This is a genomic window from Flexivirga oryzae (assembly GCF_014190805.1).
Lineage (GTDB): Bacteria > Actinomycetota > Actinomycetes > Actinomycetales > Dermatophilaceae > Flexivirga > Flexivirga oryzae.
In genome coordinates this window covers 2,747,454-2,766,215 of sequence record NZ_JACHVQ010000001.1, presented here as the reverse complement: position 1 = coordinate 2,766,215, position 18,762 = coordinate 2,747,454, and the positions used below count along the sequence as shown (strand labels likewise).

Annotated in this window: 15 protein-coding genes and 1 pseudogene; 15 read left to right on the top strand and 1 reads right to left on the bottom strand. The window is 71.4% G+C overall.

All coding sequences use genetic code 11. The features are described from left to right. The 14 genes and pseudogenes from FHU39_RS13010 to shbA form a co-directional block, all read left to right on the top strand. Nucleotides 1–316: pseudogene (locus tag FHU39_RS13010) on the top strand (hypothetical protein); the annotation flags it as partial. A gap of 316 nt (nucleotides 317–632) precedes the next feature. Continuing rightward, nucleotides 633–1,232 carry a hypothetical protein gene (locus FHU39_RS13005; RefSeq protein ID WP_183320779.1) on the top strand — a complete coding sequence of 200 codons (600 nt, stop codon included), beginning with the start codon at nucleotides 633–635 and terminating at the stop codon, nucleotides 1,230–1,232. Then, complete coding sequence (locus FHU39_RS13000) at nucleotides 1,229–1,417, top strand: hypothetical protein (RefSeq protein ID WP_183320778.1); 189 nt, start codon at nucleotides 1,229–1,231, stop codon at nucleotides 1,415–1,417. The genes FHU39_RS13005 and FHU39_RS13000 overlap by 4 nt, the downstream gene beginning before the upstream one ends. Next, a complete protein-coding gene (locus tag FHU39_RS12995) occupies nucleotides 1,417–2,499 on the top strand; it encodes a hypothetical protein (protein ID WP_183320777.1) in 1,083 nt (360 codons plus the stop codon). Before FHU39_RS13000 ends, FHU39_RS12995 begins: the two co-directional genes overlap by 1 nt. Nucleotides 2,500–2,507: 8 nt before the next feature. After that, on the top strand, nucleotides 2,508–3,527 hold the full coding sequence (locus FHU39_RS12990; protein ID WP_221185258.1) for a hypothetical protein: 1,020 nt from the start codon (nucleotides 2,508–2,510) through the stop codon (nucleotides 3,525–3,527). Between the two features lie 45 nt (nucleotides 3,528–3,572). Then, nucleotides 3,573–4,691 carry a hypothetical protein gene (locus tag FHU39_RS12985; protein ID WP_183320775.1) on the top strand — a complete coding sequence of 373 codons (1,119 nt, stop codon included), beginning with the start codon at nucleotides 3,573–3,575 and terminating at the stop codon, nucleotides 4,689–4,691. After that, nucleotides 4,688–5,731 (top strand): hypothetical protein, encoded by a 1,044-nt coding sequence (locus tag FHU39_RS12980; protein ID WP_183320774.1) that lies wholly within the window; start codon nucleotides 4,688–4,690, stop codon nucleotides 5,729–5,731. Before FHU39_RS12985 ends, FHU39_RS12980 begins: the two co-directional genes overlap by 4 nt. 5 nt (nucleotides 5,732–5,736) lie before the next feature. Beyond that, nucleotides 5,737–6,846, top strand: coding sequence for a hypothetical protein (locus FHU39_RS12975; RefSeq protein ID WP_183320773.1), 1,110 nt, complete (start codon nucleotides 5,737–5,739; stop codon nucleotides 6,844–6,846). Next, complete coding sequence (locus FHU39_RS12970; protein WP_183320772.1) at nucleotides 6,843–7,862, top strand: hypothetical protein; 1,020 nt, start codon at nucleotides 6,843–6,845, stop codon at nucleotides 7,860–7,862. The genes FHU39_RS12975 and FHU39_RS12970 overlap by 4 nt, the downstream gene beginning before the upstream one ends. A 1,509-nt stretch (nucleotides 7,863–9,371) precedes the next feature. Beyond that, a complete protein-coding gene (locus FHU39_RS12965) occupies nucleotides 9,372–12,077 on the top strand; it encodes a hypothetical protein (RefSeq protein ID WP_183320771.1) in 2,706 nt (901 codons plus the stop codon). Nucleotides 12,078–12,082: 5 nt separating this feature from the next. Further along, nucleotides 12,083–13,183 (top strand): hypothetical protein, encoded by a 1,101-nt coding sequence (locus FHU39_RS12960; RefSeq protein ID WP_183320770.1) that lies wholly within the window; start codon nucleotides 12,083–12,085, stop codon nucleotides 13,181–13,183. Between the two features lie 201 nt (nucleotides 13,184–13,384). Next, on the top strand, nucleotides 13,385–13,681 hold the full coding sequence (gene groES, locus FHU39_RS12955; protein ID WP_183320769.1) for a co-chaperone GroES: 297 nt from the start codon (nucleotides 13,385–13,387) through the stop codon (nucleotides 13,679–13,681). A gap of 94 nt (nucleotides 13,682–13,775) precedes the next feature. Next, a complete protein-coding gene (gene groL, locus FHU39_RS12950; protein WP_183320768.1) occupies nucleotides 13,776–15,389 on the top strand; it encodes a chaperonin GroEL in 1,614 nt (537 codons plus the stop codon). 315 nt (nucleotides 15,390–15,704) lie between these two features. Then, a complete protein-coding gene (gene shbA, locus FHU39_RS12945; protein WP_183320767.1) occupies nucleotides 15,705–16,283 on the top strand; it encodes an RNA polymerase sigma factor ShbA in 579 nt (192 codons plus the stop codon). A gap of 151 nt (nucleotides 16,284–16,434) precedes the next feature. On the opposite strand, the gene FHU39_RS12940 is transcribed toward shbA, so the two are convergent. Next, complete coding sequence (locus tag FHU39_RS12940) at nucleotides 16,435–17,163, bottom strand: hypothetical protein (protein ID WP_183320766.1); 729 nt, start codon at nucleotides 17,161–17,163, stop codon at nucleotides 16,435–16,437. A 58-nt stretch (nucleotides 17,164–17,221) separates the two neighbouring features. Between FHU39_RS12940 and guaB the strand changes: the two genes are divergently transcribed. Further along, a complete protein-coding gene (gene guaB, locus FHU39_RS12935) occupies nucleotides 17,222–18,757 on the top strand; it encodes an IMP dehydrogenase (protein ID WP_183320765.1) in 1,536 nt (511 codons plus the stop codon). Nucleotides 18,758–18,762: the final 5 nt, after the last annotated feature.

Genomic DNA, 18,762 nt, shown 5'->3' with positions numbered 1-18,762 from the left:
CGACCGGCGGATCCGTCGTCGAGCTGCTCGACCGGCTGGCGAGCGCGGCTGCACCTCCGCCGACATCGCCTGCACGCACGGCCTGTTCGTCGGGCGTGCTGTCGAGCGGCTCTCGAGCCACCCGCTCATCGGGCATGTCGTCACCACCGACACGGTGCCCCGGCCACCCGACTGGCCCAAGTTGCAGGTGCGCTCGGTGTCCGCGTTGTTCGCGGAGGCGATCGCCCGGATCCACGCGGGGGAGTCGGTCAGCAGCCTCTTCGACGGCGTCGACCCCTCGCATGCGCCACCACAGGCGACGCTGCCGCTGGGTTGACCGGCGGTCCGCGGGCCGGAACCACCGGTGGCCCGCGCGAGTCGAAGCGTCGTGACTGAGGAGCGCGAAGCGGCACACCGTCCCCACCGTTGGTGGCTGATCGGTGGGATCGTCATACTCGTGCTCGCCGCCACCGGAGGCGTCGCGGCCGTGGCGTGCTGCACAACCGGGCGCACGTGGGGCAGCGGTTCGGAGCATCCGGCTACGTCTACGGCGACCGGCACACCGTCGACATCAGGGTGCCGTCCGGGCTGGTGCAGGGGAGGTCACCGGGCCGGCGGGTGAGGCGTCCGTCGGGTCACCCGGCTCGCGGGAGGTGCGCGCGCCGCTGGGCGGCCGGTTCGTCGAGGTGGAGTGGGACAGCGGGTCGAACGCGAGCGCGCAGACCGTCGGCGCGGTCGACATCGGCGGCAATCACCCCGTGACGCTCACGCTGGTCGCCGGCGGGCACCGGTATCGGCTCGACACGTTCCGCACCGACGCTCTCGTGGACGGCTCCGCGGTGATCGCGGTCGACGGCGACGGTGACGACCTGCGGATCGAGGCCACGTATGCCGGCGTGACGCAGTCCGTGGACCCGACGACCGGCACGCGGCGCGCCGGACGCGCCGATCTGCTCTACAACAGCGGCGGCTGGAGCCCGGTCGTCGGCGACGGGGCGCCCAGCGCGAAGCCCAGGGCGAAACTGCAATGGCAGACCAGTGACAACGGTGGCAGCGCGATCCGGCTGGCCTATGTCGACGGCTCGGCTGGGCACCGAAAGGCAGCGACTGGGTGGTCGTCGACAGCGGCTACATCCGGTTGTCCAACGATGTGCGCTGGCGGCCGTCGCGGGACTCGTCGGCGTACGTCGACTATTTCAAGCAGATCGCGAAGATCACCGGCAGCCAGCGGGTCGACGGCAGACCGGCGGTGAAAGTGCTGAAGAAGGGGCGCGTCGAACTCGGCACCTGGTGGACGCCCGTAGCGGTGTTCAAGGTGCCACACTCCGCCGGCACGGTGCACGTCCGGCGCTCCACGACGTTCGTCGCGCCGGTCGACTACGTGCAGGGCCACGTCAGTGGTTACCCGAAACACGCGAAGATCACGGTGGTCTGGTGATGCGTCGCAGCGTCCTGATCGGCGCGGCCGTCGTCGTCGCGCTCGCGCTGGTGACCGGCCTCGTCATACGCCACTCGAACAAGGACCGCCTCGCTGCCGGGGCGACCCGCAGCGGCGACTACTCGATCTCGGCCGGCTCCAGCAACGACGACGACTTCATGGTGCCGAACGCCCAGATCCGGGTGAGTGTCGACATCGGGCAACGGGGGTACCGACACAACTCCGACGACGACTCGGACGTCACGATCCGCGCGCCGAAGGGCGGCGTACTGGTCGACCTGTCGTGGACCTCGACCAGTATCCCGACGAACTACCAGGGAACGGAACCGACGCGTCTGTCGGTCCGGTCGGGTGGCCGGACCGTCGTGCTGGATCCGTCGCTGCGGCCGCGGCCGGCGTCCGCCGAGGACGACAGCGACGCGCCGGAGCAGGTCGTCGCGCTCCCGGGCCGGCCGTCGGATGTGGAGCTGGTTGCTGATTTCGCCGGTCGCAGCCAGGTGGTGCGAGTGGTGAGTGGCAGGCGCACGATGGGCGATTTCGCACCGCTGTACCTGTCGGCAGCACCCGGCCTGCTGACTTCGCGACCGATCGGGCAGGACCAGCCGGTGGACCCCAGGTCACCGTTCCGCTGGACCGGACAGGCCAACGGCGGCCAGGTGGTCCGGGTGCCCTACCTCTCGGGTCAGGGCTGGGCACCGACGGGGCGTGACTGGATCCTCGTCCAGGGAGCCGGTTACAGCATCGACGCACTCGACCCGGTCGTCTGGACCGTCGGCGACGAATACGCCAGGTACTCGACCGTCGGAACGCCGAAGGTGACGGTCACCATGGACGGGCGCCCGCCCGAGAAGAAGGTGGGTGCAGAGCACCCGGGCACGGTGACGAACTTCTACCTGCACGGCTCACGCGATTACGTCTTCTCCGTCGCCCGCGGCAACGGCTTCACGATCGACACGGTCGTCCACGTCACGACCAAGCGCACCAGCGGTGACACGCGCGCCCCGGCGACCGCCCGAATGCTCCTGCGCACCAGCAGCCAGTTCCCGGCCGCGGTCGACGCGACGGTCGGAGGCACCCGATGAACAGCTCCATGACGACCACGCACCGCACGCGGTGGCTGGTCACGGCACTGGTCGTGGTGCTGGCGGCCGCGGCGATCGCCTGGTGGGTGCATGAGAGTTCCGGTGTTCGCGTGGGTGACCGGTTCGCCGACCCCACCGTGATGACCGGCGAATTGGCCGACAACGACGCCACGGTGGACGCCCCGTTCGGTCCGCTGGACCTGACGATCAGCATCGGCCCGGAAGCGGGTGCCAGCGGCCACACGATCACGGCACCGCACGGCGCGGCCCTCGTCGAGGTGTCCTGGCACGGTGAAACGCTCTACCCGGCGCCGATCGTGTGGCCGACCGCGACACCTCGACGGCGCCGCGACCCCGGCACCGACCTGACTCTGGTGTCCGGCGGCAGGCGCTACCCGATCGCCAGGTCCGTCGGGTACGCCGACGACGGCGGCTCGGTGCTGGTGGTGGTGCAGGGCGACGGCACCGATGCCCACGTGGAGGCGCGCTTCGCCGGGCGCACGGTCCGATCGGTGCGTGGCAGGCCGCAGCGGAGGGACACGGCCCAACCTCCCGCGGACCTCGCGTGCCTGGACGACTCGCACCTGCGGTTCTCCTGGGTGCACTGCGACTTCGACATGACCCGCAGCATCTATGTCGCAGGTCTGGGTGCGGCCCCCGCCGGCAAGGAGTGGCTGGTCGTCGACGGCGCCACGGTCACCCGCTCGCGACACCAGGTGTCGACCTTCCAACCCGCCGACCACAGCAAGGAAGCGCGATACCTGCCGTCCGGTCCGCCGACCGCGACGCTCTCCGTGGCGGGTCTGGGGAAGCCGGCACGGGTCGCCGGTTCGGACCAGATCACCGGTGACGCCGTCCGCCTTGCCGCGCGGGCCTGGCTGATCCCCGCCACCCGGGATGCGCGGATCCGGCTGAGCTATCAGCTGCCGACCACGCTCGATCGGCGGGACAGCGACTGGAAGAGCGCGCCCGCGACCTACCGGGTCAACGTCTCCATGGTCGCGACCTACCCGGGCGTCGCGGGCTGATGACGAGGGCGGAACGGTATGCCGTGACGACACGTCCATCGTGATGTGAACACCCACGAACTGCGCTGGTGGCGCCGCCGCCCCGCACTCTGGGTGGCGTTGCTCCTCGTCGTCGCGGTCGCGCTGAGCACGGTGCTGTTCGTGCGGCACCAGGGGGACAAGGGCCGGATGGCGGCGGGGACCTCCCGGCCGGGCGACTACGCGGTGTCCGACACCTCGCTCTACCGGACCTTCCAGCTCGTGGTGCCCGGTGCCAGCGTGATGATCAACGCAGAGGTGGGGCAGCGGGCAGCGCTGGTCGACGACAAGACGTATGACGTCACGCGGGTCAAGGCACCGCACGGCGGGCAGCTGGTGCACCTCGAATGGTCGGTTTCCGGGCCGTGGCTCGGCGGCGCCCCTCACACGGGCGACCACACCAGCAGCCTTGCGGTGCGGTCGAGGACGACCTCGGTCGTGCTGGACCGGGCGATCACGGCGCCCGTGGTGGGCTCGGCCGGCTCCGGCGACGACGACCGCCACGAGGCGCTGGTCGCGGTCCCCGGCGAACTCGCGGACCTGCAGGTGACCGTGACGTTCCAGGGGCGCACCCAGTCGATCTCCCTCGCCAGCGGCGAGCGGCGGCTGGGCGCCTTCGCGTCCCTCTACCGACCGCGGGCGGCGGGGGCGCAGGTGTCCCTCACCCGGGACCAGCCGACCGACGGGCAGTCCCCGTACCGGTGGTTCTGTCACGCGGAGGTCAACGGTCTGACGCGTACGCCCTACGTCGACGCCCTGGGCTGGGCCCCGGCCGGACACGAGTGGGTGGTGGTCAGCGGGGCGGGGGTCCGGGCGTCCGACCGTCCGGCGGAGTGGATCGAGGGTGGCCGGCTGGCGGGCTACGAGCGGGACGGGAAGCCGCAGGTGACGGTGACCGTCAACGGCGAGCACCCGGAGACGTCCGTGAGCGCCGCACAACCGACCAAGGACAGACTCCTCACGGCACGCGACTACGTCTTCTCGATCCACACCGGTGACGCGGCGACGGTCGAGGTCGAGGCCGTGGTGCCCGCGAAACGCGGGAAGGGCGAGGACCGGCACGCCCCGGCCAGGACCACCGTCCGGGTCGGCAAGACCCTGAGCGCGCCGGCAGTGGTCGACCCTGCGCCGCGGGTGAGCCGATGAGCGGGCAGCAGGCCGGTGCGTTCCGCCGGCACCGCGGGCGGTGGTTCGCGGCAGCGGCCGCGGCGGTCGTGGCGGTCGCCCTGGTCGTGGGCGGTATCGCCCGGTCCTCGCACGAACGGCATCACCTCGCGGCGGGGGAGCACCTCGACGGTGTCATGGTCTTCGTCGACCAGTTGACCGAACACCGGGCCGAGGTGCAGACGGCGTTCGGGTCGTTGCCCGTCACCATCGGCACCGGGCGCGAGATCGGCAGCCGTGACGACCGGGTGCGCGCGCCGGACGGCGCCAGCCTGGTCAGGGTGACCTGGTCACCGGGGCTCATCTACGACGGGCCTCCTGTATGGCCGACGAGCACTCCGCGCGACCGGCGCGACCCGGGGACGACACTGACCCTGGTCACCGGGGGTCACCGCTACCTGCTCGCCGATGCGGTGGTGATGTCGGACGGCGGGTCATCGGCGATCATCGTCGTCGCCGGTGACGGATCGGACGCCCGGGTGGAGAGCAGGTTCGGCGGCCGCACGTTCACCTCGGCCCCCGGCCCGAACACGCCCCGGACGGTGCGCAGCCAGGGTTACGCAGGGTGCCAGGACACCTCGAAGAGGACGTACTCCTGGGTCGACTGCACGCTGCCGGTCCACCGGGGCGTCTACGTGGCAGGCCTGGGCGTGGCACCCGCAGGCAAGGAATGGCTGGTCGTCCAGGGCGCGAGCGCGACGCGGTACGACCAGAACGTCCGCGTGCGGGACGCCCACGACGACTCGAAGCGCGCCGAATACGCCCCGAGCGGCCCGCCGGCCGTCACCGTCACGGTCGACGGTGTGTCCGCGAAACCGCGTGTCGCGGGTTCGGACACGGTGATCGGGGATTCGGTGCGGGTGGCGACCCGGGCCTGGCTGGTCCCGGCGCAGAAGTCGGCCACTGTGCGGCTGCGTTACCGGTTGCCCACCAGGATCGTGCCGGCACACAGTTACTGGCACGGCGCCCCGTCGACACACCTGGTCGACGTGTCCACGACCACGACGTACCCAGGGGTGTGAGCGTGATGCCCGACCTAGCAGCATCCGGTGGACACCGTCGCCGGTGGATCGTCGCCGTCGTCCTCACCGTGGCGCTCGCGGCGGTGGTGACCGGCCTCGTCATACGCCATTCGAACAAGGACCGCCTCGCTGCCGGGGCGACCCGCAGCGGGGGCTACTCCATCTCGGACGGCGAGGTCGACACCAGCGCCGACCTCGTCGTGCCGAACGCGCAGATCGACGTGCGCGTCGAGATCGGGCAGCGCGGTCAGCAGGAGGACTCCGACGACGGCTCGGACGGCACGATCCGCGCGCCGAAGGGCGGTCTGCTGGTCGACCTGTCCTGGACCTCGACGGGCGCTCCGAGGCGAACCCAGGGCAAGCAGCCCACCCGGTTGTCGATCAGGTCAGCCGGCAGAACCGTCGTCGTCGACGCGGACCTGCGGCCGAAACCGGCGTCCTCGGACGACGACGGTGGGCCGGAGAAGGTCGTCGCACTCCCGGGCCGGCCGTCCGACGTGGAACTGGTCGCCGAGTTCGCCGGTCGCACGCAGACCGTGCGACTGATCGGCGGCCGACGCACGATGGGCTCCTTCGCGTCGTTGTACCCGCCGGCGGGGAGCGGCTCGCTCAGCGCGTTGCCGATCGACCAGCACCAGCCGAAGGACCCGGACTCACCGTTCAGCTGGTCCGGGCGCGCCGACCGTGGCACCGTCCTGCGGACGCCCTACGTCTCGGGCCTGGGCTGGGCGCCCGCGGGCCGGGAATGGGTCGTGGTCCTGGGAGCCGGTTACGACATCGACACGCACGACCCGGTGACCTGGAGCGCAGGCAAGGGCTACGCCGAGTACTCCACCAGTGGGACTCCGAGGGCGGTGACCACCGTGAACGGTCATGCTCCACGCAAGACGCTCGGCGCGGAGCAGGTGCGTACGGTCAGCAACCGCAGGTACGTCTCCCGCGACTACGTGTTCTCCGTCGTCCGTGGCGCCGGGTTCACCGTCGACACGGTCGTCCGGGCGACCACCAGGCGCACCGGCGGCGACGCCCACGCCCCGAAGACCGCCACCATGGTTCTGAGCACGAGCAGCGCCTATCCGCCCGCGGTCGACCCGACGGTCGGAGGTGCCCGATGAACTCCGCAACCCCAACCCGGCACCGCGGCAGGTGGCTGGTCCTGGCGCTGATCGTGGTGCTGGCCGCCGCGACGATCGGCTGGTGGGTGCACGAGCGGGCCGGCGTCCACGTCGGTGACCGCTTCGACCACCCCACGGTGTTCGCCGACCAGTTGGCCGACAATCGGGCCACGGTGCAGACCCCGTTCGGTCCACTGGACCTGACGATCGGCATCGGTCCGGAGGTCGGTGGCTACGGCCACAAGATCACCGCACCGCACGGGGCGGCGCTCGTCGAGGTGTCGTGGAGTGGCGACCAGTTCTACACACCGCCGTCGGTGTGGCCGGCCGCGACCGCTCTCCAGCGCCGCGATCCCGGCACCGACCTGACCCTGGTGTCCGGCGGTCGGCGCTACCCGATCGCGACCTCGGTGGGGTTCGCTGACGACGGCGGGTCGGTGCTGTTCGTGGTGAAAGGTGACGGCACCGACTCCTACGTGGAGGCACGCTTCGCCGGGCGCACCGTCCGGTCCGTGCATGGCGGGCCGTCGCCGCGCACCGTGAAGAGTTCCGAGGAGTTCCCGTGCCGGGACGACTCGGACAAGCGGTTCTCCTGGGTGCACTGCGACTTCTACGTGACCCGCAGCATCTACGTCGCAGGTCTGGGTGCGGCGCCGGCGGGGAAGGAGTGGCTGATCGTGCACGGTGCCACCGTCACCCGGTCCGAACGCGACGTCTCGATCTACCCGAAGAACCTCCACGAGGGGGCCCGCTACGTGCCGTCCGGTCGGCCGAGTGCCACCCTCTCGGTGGCGGGTATGGCGAAACCGGCGCGTGTCGCAGGTCCGGACCAGGTCATCGGCGACGCGGTCCGCCTCGCCGCGCGCGCCTGGCTCGTCCCGGCCACCAAGGATGCGCGGGTCCGGCTGGACTACCAGCTGCCGACCACGCTCGATCGGCGGGCCAGCGAGTGGAAGAGCGCACCCGCGACCTACCGGGTCGACGTGTCCACGGTCGTCACCTACCCGGGCGTCTGACGGCGTCGGATGGCGGAACGGTGGGCCGCGACACGACGTCCATGGTGTTGTGAACACCCACGAACTGCGCTGGTGGCGCCGCCGCTCGGTGATCGCGGTCGCGCTGCTGCTGGTCGTCGCGGTCGCGCTGAGCGCGCTGCTGCTCGGGCGGCACGAGGACGACAGGGGCCGGATGGCGGTGGGCGATTCGCTGCAGGGCGACTACTCGCTGTCGGACGCGACCTACGAGCACGACCTCAGCTTCCAGCTGCCCGGCAGCGTCCTGTCGGTCAGCGTGGCGGTGGGGCAGCGGGCGTCGAGCGACGAAACCGGTGGCTCGGTCGAGGCGAAGGCTCCGCGTGACGGGCAACTGGTTCACGTCACGTGGTCGGCCACCCGGTCGTCGTCCGACGGTGCACCCGACACAGGTGACCACGCGAGTCGCCTTGCCGTGCGGTCGAAGACGACCTCGGTCGTCGTCGACCGGGCGGTCAAGGCACCCGCGCAGGGCTCGTCCACGGCCGGTGACGACGACCGCAACCAGGCACTGGTCGCGGTGCCTGGCGACGCCGCGGACGTGCAGTTGACCGTGACGTTCGAGGGACGGACCCAGTCGGTCTCGTTGGTCAGTGGTGAGCGCCGGCTGGGCGCCTTCGCCTCGCTCTACCGGCCGCGGCCGGCGAGCGCGCAGGTGTCTCAGACGCAGGATCAGCCGGCCGACGAGAGGTCCGGGTACTGGTGGTTCTGCACCGCCGAGGCCCGCCTGATGACCCGGGCGCCGTACGTCGACGGGCTGGGCTGGGCCCCCGCGGGTCGCGAGTGGGTCGTGGTCACCGGCGCGGGCGTCCACGTGGCCGACACACCGGCCGTGCGGCGTGCCGACGGACGGGTCGCGGAGTACGAGCTGGACGGGACACCGAAGGTTGCGGTGACGATCGACGGCGATCACGCGGTGAAGTCCACCAGGGCGGTGCGGACCCACCAGGACGGAACCGGCACGACACGCGACTACGTCTTCTCGATCCGCACCGGCGCCGCGGCGACCGTCGACGTCAGGGCCGTGGTGCCGGTCAAACGGGGCAAGGGCGCGGACCGCCGGGCCCCGGCCACGACCACCGTCCGGGTCAGCAAGACCCTGAGCCTTCCGCCGGCCGTCGACCCGACGCCCCGGGTGAGCCGGACCGGGTCGAGCGCGCAGGGCAGCAACGGGACCCGGGTCGGCGACCGCATCGAGGGTGTGACGGCGTTCTCCGGCCAGCTGACCGAGCAGCGCGGCTACCTGCCGGTGGCGTTCGGCGAGCTGCCGATCACGATCGGCACCGGGTCCACCATCGGGGACCCCGATGCCAGCGGCGGCGAGGTGCACGCCCCGGACGGTGCGAGCCTGGTCCAGGTGTCATGGGACCCGAACCCCGTCTACGACGGGCCTGCCGTGTGGCCGGGCAGCAGTCCCCGCGACCGGCGGGACCCGGGGACCGACCTGACCCTGGTGACCGGGGGCACCGCTACCCGCTGGCCAAGGCGTTCGCCATGGCCGACGGCGCAGCGTCGGTCACCCTCGTCGTGGCGGGTGACGCCTCCGACGCCCGGCTGGAGAGCAGCTTCGGCGGTCGCACGTTCGGCTCCGTCGCCGGGTCGACACCCACCCGCACGGTGAGCAGCTCCTACCCGGGTTGCGAGGACAGGTCCTCGAAGACATGGCGGACGACGCACTCCTGGGTCACCTGCACGCTGCCGGTCTACCGGGGTGTCTACGTCCCGGGTCTGGGCATCGCACCGGCCGGCAAGGAGTGGCTGGTCGTCCAGGGTGCGAACACGACCCGGGAGGACGGGTACGTGAGCGTGTACGACGCCCACGACAAGGCCGACGTCGACTACGCCCCGACCGGGCCGCCGACCGTGTCCGTCACGGTCGACGGGGTTTCCGCGAAACCACGGGTCGCGGGCCGCGACAGGGTGCTCGGCGACGGAGTGCGGGTGGCGACGCGTGCCTGGCTGGTCCCGGCGACGGACTCGACCACCGTGCGGCTGCGCTACCGGCTGCCGACGACGCTCGTGCCCGCGCACAGCAACCCTGCGGGCACGCCGGCGACATACCTGGTCGACGTGTCCACCACAACCACGTATCCGGGTGCGAAACGGCGGTCCGGGCGGAACGGTAGTCCGGGACACAACGTCCACCGTGATGTGAACACCCACGAACTGCGCTGGTGGCGCCGCCGCTCGGTGATCGCCGTCGCGCTGCTGCTGGTCGCCGCGGTCGCGCTCAGCGCGGTGCTGTTCGGGCGGCACGAGGCGGACAAGGACCGGATGGCGGTGGGGGAGTCACGCCAGGGCGACTACGCGCTGTCGGACGGCTCCTTCAACCAGACGTATCACTTCGCGGTGCCCGGTGCGACCCTGAGCGTGAGTGCGGCGGTAGGGCACGAGGCATCCATGGTGGACCGCGCGGCCGGTGAGCTGGTCACGGCCGACGCGCCGAGTGGCGGACAGTTGGTGCAGCTGCACTGGACGCTCTTCCGGGCGACGGGCGAGGACGCCTTCACCGCCGGTTCGCACGCGAGCAGGCTCGTCGTCCGTTCGCAGCAGACCTCGGTGCTGGTGGCTTCCGCCGGCGTCGCGCCGGCGAGGTCGTACAGCGAGGGCGAACGGCTCGTCGCACTGTCGGGCGACCTCTCGCAGCTGCAGCTGACCCTGACGTTCGAAGGGCGCACCCAGTCGATCTCCGTGGCCACTGGTCAGCGGCAGATGGGTGCCTTCGCGCCCCTCTACCGACCCGTGCAGGCCGGCAGAGCGCCGGCGATGGCGCAGGAGCAGCCGCGTGACCCGTCCTCGCCGTTCGTGTGGGAGTGCCGTGCGGCGCTCCGCGGTATGACGCGGACGCCATACCTCGACGGGCTCGGCTGGGCGAGCCAAGGCCACGAATGGGCCGTCGTCAGCGCAGCCGGGGCGCAGGTGGCCGGACCGGCGGCCCGGTGGACGGACGGCGACCACGCGGCGTCCTACACGGCGGTCGGCACACCGGGAGTGTCGGTGACCGTCAACGGCGAGCGCGCGACCACGTCGCGACGCACCGCCGGCCTGGACGACGACGATCCCGACCCGACCCGCGACTACGTCGTCCCGATCCGCACCGGTGTCGCGGCCGCCGTGCGTGTCGGCGTCGTGGTGTCCGCGGAGCGCGACCCCGGTGCCGACACGCGCGCTCCCGCCAGGACCACCATGCGGGTGACCACCGGCATGGACTTCCCGGCCGTCCCCGATCCGAGGTCGCAGGTGAGCCGGACCGGGTGGAGCCCGCAGGGCGGGCACGGGACCCGGGTCGGCGATCGCATCGAGGGTCTGACGGCGTCCTCCGGCCAGCTGACCGAGCAGCACGGCTACCTGCCGGTGGCGTTCGGCGCACTGCCGATCACCGTCGGCACCGGGACCACGATCGGGGACCCCGATGCCGGCGGCGGCGAGGTCCGCGCCCCGGACGGTGCGAGCCTGGTCCAGGTGTCGTGGGACCCGAAGCTCGGCTTCGGCGGGCCGGCCGTGTGGCCGGGCAGCAGTGCCCGCGACCGGCGGGACCCGGGGACGGACCTGACCCTGGTGACCGGGGGGCACCGCTACCCGCTGGCCAAGGCGTTCGTCATGGCCGACGGTGCGGCGTCGGTGACCCTCGTGGTGGCGGGTGACGCCTCCGACGCCCGGGTGGAGAGCCGCGTCGGCGGCAGCAGCTTCACCTCGACCATCTCGGGCGAGGCGAGAGACGGGGGTTACCCGGGTTGCGAGGACACGCTGAAGACGTCGACGCAGAGCAACGCCGATGTCAGCTGCACGCTCCCGGTTTATCGCGGTGTCTACGTGCCCGGCCTGGGGGTCGCCCCGGACGGCAAGGAGTGGCTGGTCGTCCAGGGCGCGAGCGCGACCCGGGTCGACCAGGACGTGACCGTCTATGCCACCCACGCCGACTCCAAGCGCGCCGTGTACACCCCGACCGGCCCGCCGACCGTGTCCGTCACGGTGGACGGGGTCTCCGCGAAACCGCGGGTTGCGGGCAGCGACACGGTGATCGGGGACTCGGTGCAGGCGGCGACCCGGGCCTGGCTGGTACCGGCGACGAACTCGACCACCGTGCGGCTGCGGTACCGCTTGCCCACCGAGATCGTGCCCGAGGACAGCCACTGGCCCGGCGCGCCGACGACGCACGAGGTGGACGTGTCCACCGCAACCACCGACGGGCGGGGCTGAGCGCAGTGGCTGACCTACCAGCACTCGGCGGACACCGCGGCAGGTGGATCGCCGCCCTGCTCGTCGTGCTGCTCGTGGCCGCCGGCGTCGCCGTCGGGGTGCTCTCGCAGCGAACGGACGGCGACGCCAAGGGCCGGTTGGCCACCGGCGCGACCCGAGCCGGCGACTACACCACGGGCGTGGCGTCCGACGACCTGGTCATGGAGGTCCCGAACGCCGAGATCCTGCTCAGTGCGACCTTGTCCTCGAGCGCGACGAATGACGACGACGGCACCACCCACACCGTCCGCGCGCCTCGCGGTGGCGTGCTGCTGTCCCTCGAATGGGCCTCACGTACGTCGTTCGGTGCCGCCTCGGGGTTCGTCGACACGCGGCCCAGCGCGCTGAGCGTCCGCTCCGGCGGCACGACAGTGGCAGTGGACACGGCGCTGCGGCCGGTGGACTACGCGTCGGTGGGAGACGACCCGACGCAGCGCCTGCTCGTGGCGCTGCCCGGAGATCGCCGCAGCGTACGGATCGTCGTGTCCTTCGCCGGCCGCGAACAGACCCTGCGGCCGGCGTCCGGCACACGCACGGAGGGTGCGTTCGCACCGCTGTACCGGTGGACCGGCTGGGGCGCGGGCACCGGGAAGTTCTCCGAGCAGGAACGGCTCGCCGATCCGTCGGCGGACCTGCGCTGGTATGCCGGGGCGGATGCCGGCTCGGCATACCGGACGCCCTACCTGACCGGTCCCGGCTGGGCGCCCACCGGCAAGGAATGGCTCGTCGTCAGCGGGGTCGGGTACACCGTCTTCGCGCGGCCGGCCGCCAATTGGGGGCCGACCGGCGAGGTCGGCTACACCCCGGGGAAGGCGACCGTCACGGTCACCGCGAACGGGACGGCGCCGACGAAGGTGCTCACTGCGCCGGCGCCGCATCGCCGCAGCGGCGTCGTCCACGGCAACGGGGTCTTCGTCTTCGCGATCGACCGGGGCAGGAACGTCACCGTCCGGAACTCGGTGACCGTCCCGTTGCGCCGGGTCCCCGGCGGCGCCGGCACGGCGGCACCGGCCCACGCGACCCTGCTGATGAGTACGACGGCGACGTACGCCGTCGCGAGGGGCTGACACGACGGGTTTTGGCACTCAAGTTGCGTGAGTGCTAATGAACGCCTAGATTCTGTGTTGGCACTCTTCCTGGGACAGTGCTAACCGCATTTCGTGGTCGACCCCCGCGACGGCGCCCACGACGTGATCCATCGGTTGCACCCTCCCGGGGTACGCATCCACGGCCCGCCAGATCGGGCCCCAGAACAGGAAGGTCACACCGTGTCGGTGAACATCAAGCCGCTCGAGGACCGCATCGTCGTCAAGTCCGTCGAGGCCGAGCAGACCACCGCCTCCGGCCTGGTCATCCCGGACACCGCCAAGGAGAAGCCCCAGGAGGGCGAGGTCCTGGCGATCGGCCCGGGTCGCATCGACGACAACGGCCAGCGGGTCCCGCTCGACGTCGCAGTCGGCGACCGCGTCATCTACTCCAAGTACGGCGGCACCGAGGTGAAGTACGCCGGCGAGGAGCTGCTGATCCTCTCGGCCCGCGACGTCCTCGCGGTCGTCACCAAGTAACGATCCCCACGCATTTGCGTATGACGCGCCCTAGCCCAGCCACCAGGTGGGGCTAGGGCATCGTCATACGCGATCAATTGACGAAAGGCCAACAATGGCAAAGGAACTGGAGTTCAACGACTCCGCGCGCAAGGCGCTCGAGCGGGGCGTCGACGCCCTCGCCAACGCCGTCAAGGTGACGCTGGGCCCGAAGGGTCGCAACGTCGTCATCGACAAGAAGTGGGGCGCGCCGACCATCACCAACGACGGCGTCACCATCGCCCGTGAGGTCGAGCTCGAGGACTCGTACGAGAACCTCGGCGCGCAGCTGGCGAAGGAAGTCGCCACCAAGACCAACGACATCGCCGGTGACGGCACCACCACCGCGACCGTGCTCGCCCAGGCGATGGTCAAGGAAGGCCTGCGCAACGTCGCCGCGGGAGCCGGCCCGGCCGCCCTCAAGCGCGGTATCGACCAGGCCGTCGACGCGATCAGCGAGCAGCTGCTGGCCAGCGCCCGCGAGCTCGAGGGCAAGGAGGAGATCTCCCAGGTCGCCGCCCTGTCCGCGCAGGACCAGACGATCGGCGGGCTGATCGCCGAGGCGTTCGACAAGGTCGGCAAGGACGGCGTCATCACCGTCGAGGAGTCCTCGACCGCCGAGACCGCCCTGGAGTTCACCGAGGGCATGCAGTTCGACAAGGGCTACATCTCGCCCTACTTCGTCACCGACACCGAGCGCATGGAAGCGGTGCTCGAGGACGCCTACGTCCTGATCAACCAGGGCAAGATCTCGGCGATCGCCGACATCCTGCCGCTGCTGGAGAAGGTCGTGCAGTCCGGTAAGCCGCTGCTGATCATCGCCGAGGACATCGAGGGCGAGGCCCTGTCCACGCTGGTGGTCAACAAGATCCGTGGCACCTTCAACGTCGTCGCCGTCAAGGCGCCGGGCTTCGGCGACCGCCGCAAGGCCATGCTGCAGGACATCGCGATCCTCACCGGTGGCCAGGTCATCGCCGAGGAGGTCGGCCTCAAGCTCGACCAGGTCGACCTGGACATGCTGGGCCAGGCCCGCCGCGTCGTCGTCACCAAGGACACCGCCACCATCGTGGACGGTCAGGGTGACGCCGAGGCCGTCGGCGGCCGGGTCAAGGAGCTCAAGGCCGAGATCGAGCGCACCGACTCCGACTGGGACCGCGAGAAGCTGCAGGAGCGCCTCGCCAAGCTGGCCGGTGGCGTCTGCGTCATCCAGGTCGGCGCCCACACCGAGGTGGAGCTGAAGGAGAAGAAGCACCGCATCGAGGACGCCATCTCGGCGACCCGTGCGGCCATCGAGGAGGGCATCGTCGCCGGCGGTGGCTCGGCCCTGGTGCACGCGTCGTCCGTGGTCGAGAAGCTCGACCTCACGGGTGACGAGGCCACCGGCGCCGCGCTGATCGCCAAGGCCTCGGTCGAGCCGCTGCGCTGGATCGCCGAGAACGCCGGCCTCGAGGGCTACGTGGCAGTGTCCCGCGTGCGCGAGGAGCCGGTCGGCAGCGGCCTGAACGCCGCCACCGGCGAGTACGGCGACCTGATCAAGCAGGGCGTCATCGACCCGGTCAAGGTCACCCGCTCCGCGCTGCGCAACGCCGCGTCGATCGCGTCGATGGTGCTGACCACCGACACGCTCGTGGTCGACAAGAAGGAAGACGACGACGCCGAGGCCGGTCACGGTCACGGCCACGGCCACTGATCGCCTCCGCGATCCGGCCCTGCGGCCCCGCCATACAGCACCTCGGTATGGCGGGGCCGTCCCGCATCCTGCGGGGTCCGCGGGCGCGAACAGCGGCCGTCTTGCGACCGGATCGCAGAACGGCGCGGTTTTCCGGCGGGCTGGCACCGGCCGTACCTGTCGTCATACTCTGGCAGCTACGGTTACTTGCACGTACGACCTGTTTCCGGATCTAGGAAGAACGTGAGCTCGGGGATTTCACGATCGAGGGTCGGCCAGGAGGGCCTGGCCGAGGCGGTGGGTGCTGCCCCCGTAACGTTTTCGCCCCTTCGGCCGATGTCACGGTCGGACGCGCGGGTTTCGCTGCGTGATCTGGCCACGGCTGCGCGCGACGGTGATGCGGCCGCGACCGACGAACTCATGGCAGCCGTCCATCAGCTGGCCGTCCGTTACGCACGCGGCAAGCTGGGGCGTTTCTCTGCTGCCGCCGATGCCGCGGCCGACGCGGCGCAGGAGGTGTGCGTGGCTGTGCTCACAGCGCTGCCGCGCTATGCCGACCGCGGCGCACCCTTCGAAGCCTTCGTCTACCGTGTGGCCGCCAACAAGGTGGCTGACGTGCAGCGTGGGGTGATCCGTCGCCCGACGCCGACCGACGAGATCCCGGACTCGGCCGACGCCGCTCCGGGCCCCGAGGACTGCGCGATGGCCGACGAGCAGTCCGGGCGACTGTGGGCCCTGCTCGACCGGTTGCCGGCACAACACCGTGAGATCCTCGTCCTGCGCGTCGCCGTCGGTCTCTCCGCGGAGGAGACGGCGGACGCCCTGGGCATGTCGGCCGGTGCGGTGCGGGTGGCGCAGCACCGGGCGCTCGGCCGGTTGCGTGGCTTCCTCGACGGCGAGGAGCGCGAGCTGTGACGCCGAACATCGAGGACATCCGGCGCGACGACCAGATGCTCGACGCGATCGGTGGCCGGCGGCCGCCGCGTCATACCGACGTGGCCGGTGACGCCCTGCAGGAGTGGGTCCGCCAGATCGACGCCCCCGACCACCCGCGGCCGGTCGGCCGTTACGCACGCACCAGGCACACCCGTGCCCGCGTCGGCGTCATCGCCGCGATCACCGTCGGGACCCTGTCGGTCTCCGGTGTCGCAGCCGCCGTGAGCGGCGTGCCCGGGCTGAGCCGGGTCGCCCAGCAGATGGGTTTCGTGCACCGCAGCTCCGACTTCGGCGCGGGTGCCGCCGGGCCGGTCAGCACCCGAGCCGCGACCTCGACGCACCGCGCGCCGGCCGGGACCCGTAGCGCGGTGACCGGGGACCAGGGCGTCACGCGGATGCCGTCCACCGGGATCGGCCTGCCCCCGTCCTCGCAGTCCCGGTCGTCCCGTCCGTCCGCACTGCCCCGCGTCCTGCCGGGCGCGGTGCTGCGGCACCACGGCGCCCCGCCGGGGAGCAGCTCCGCCTCTCCCGCCGCCACGAGCGCGTCGCCGCGCTCGTCGGCCTCGCCGTCGTCGGCCCCGAGCAGCACGTCGTCCAGCACGAGCTCGGCGACGCCCACCACGCCCACGCCGAGGTCGACCCCGTCGAGTTCGAGCACCTCGCCGGGTTCGCCGACGAGGCGGCCGCACCCCACGCACCCGCCACGCCCGCCGAAGCCGACCCGGTCGCCGTCGCCCACGGCCACGAGCACCACGGGCACACCCATCTGGTCCCCGATCGTCACGCCGTCGAGCAGCTCGTCGTCCAGCAGCGGATCCTCGCAGTCCAGCTCGTCGAGCGTCCCGACGCCGACCAGCACCGACGACGGGCACTGACCTCCGTTCGGCGGGCTCAGCCCGGCCTCCTACACTTCGGTAATGGCCTTCGAGGAGTCTCCTGCGCCCGCCCATTCCTTCGACGTTCCCGCCAAGTTCGGCCAACTGGGTCTCACCTATGACGACGTGCTGCTGCTGCCCGGGGAGACCGACGTCATCCCCAGTGAGGTCGACACCACCAGCCGGCTGACCCGGGAGGTCAGCCTGCGCGTGCCGCTGGTGTCCGCGGCGATGGACACCGTCACCGAGGCCCGGATGGCGATCGCCATGGCGCGCCAGGGCGGTCTCGGGGTGCTGCACCGCAACTTGTCGATCGCCGACCAGGCCGAGCAGGTCGACCTGGTCAAGCGCACCCAGACCGGCATCATCTCCAACCCGGTCACCATCGGACCGGACGCGACCCTGGAGGAGCTGGACGAGACCTGCGGACGCTACCGGGTCTCCGGCCTGCCGGTCGTGGACGTCGACGACCACCTGATCGGCATCATCACCAACCGCGACCTGCGCTTCACGCCGGTCGCCGAATGGGCCACCACGAAGGTCTCCGAGGTCATGACGGCGGCGCCGCTGGTCACCGGGCCGGTCGGCATCAGCCGGGACGACGCGACGGCGTTGCTGCGCCAGCACAAGCGCGAGCGGTTGCCCCTGGTCGACGGCGACGGGAAGCTCGCCGGGCTGATCACGGTCAAGGATTTCGTGAAGTCCGAACAGTTCCCCTACGCGTCCAAGGACTCCGACGGACGGTTGCTCGTCGCCGCCGCGATCGGCTACTTCGGTGACGCGTGGGAGCGTGCGACCACGTTGGTCGAGGCCGGCGTCGACGTGCTGGTGCCGGACGTCGCCAACGGCCACGCCCGCCTGATGCTCGACATGATCCGCAAGCTGAAGTCGGACCCGGCGACCCGGCACGTGGAGATCCTCGGCGGCAACGTGGCGACCCGTGAAGGAGCCGCCGCGCTGGTCGAGGCCGGCGTGGACGGGGTCAAGGTCGGTGTCGGCCCGGGCTCGATCTGCACGACCCGCGTCGTCGCGGGTGTCGGTGTGCCGCAGGTGACCGCGATCTACGAAGCCTCCCTGGCCTGCAAACCCGCGGGCGTCCCGGTCGTCGGTGACGGCGGTCTGCAGTTCTCCGGCGACATCGCCAAGGCGCTGGTGGCCGGTGCGGACTCGGTGATGATCGGATCCCTCCTCGCCGGTTGCGAGGAGTCGCCCGGCGACCTGATGCTGGTCGCCGGCAAGCAGTTCAAGACCTACCGCGGCATGGGGTCGCTGGGTGCCATGGCCTCGCGCGGCAAGAAGTCCTTCTCCAAGGACCGCTACTTCCAGGCCGACGTCGCCAGTGACGACGAGATCGTGCCCGAGGGCATCGAGGGCCGCGTTCCCTACCGTGGCCCGCTCGGCACCGTGATCCACCAGCTCGTCGGCGGGCTGCACCAGTCGATGTTCTACGTCGGCGCCAGCACCATCCCGCAGCTGCAGGAGCGTGGCCGGTTCGTGCGCATCACCACGGCCGGGCTGAAGGAGTCCCACCCCCACGACGTCCAGGGCATCGTGGAGGCCCCCAACTACTCCCGCTGACCCGC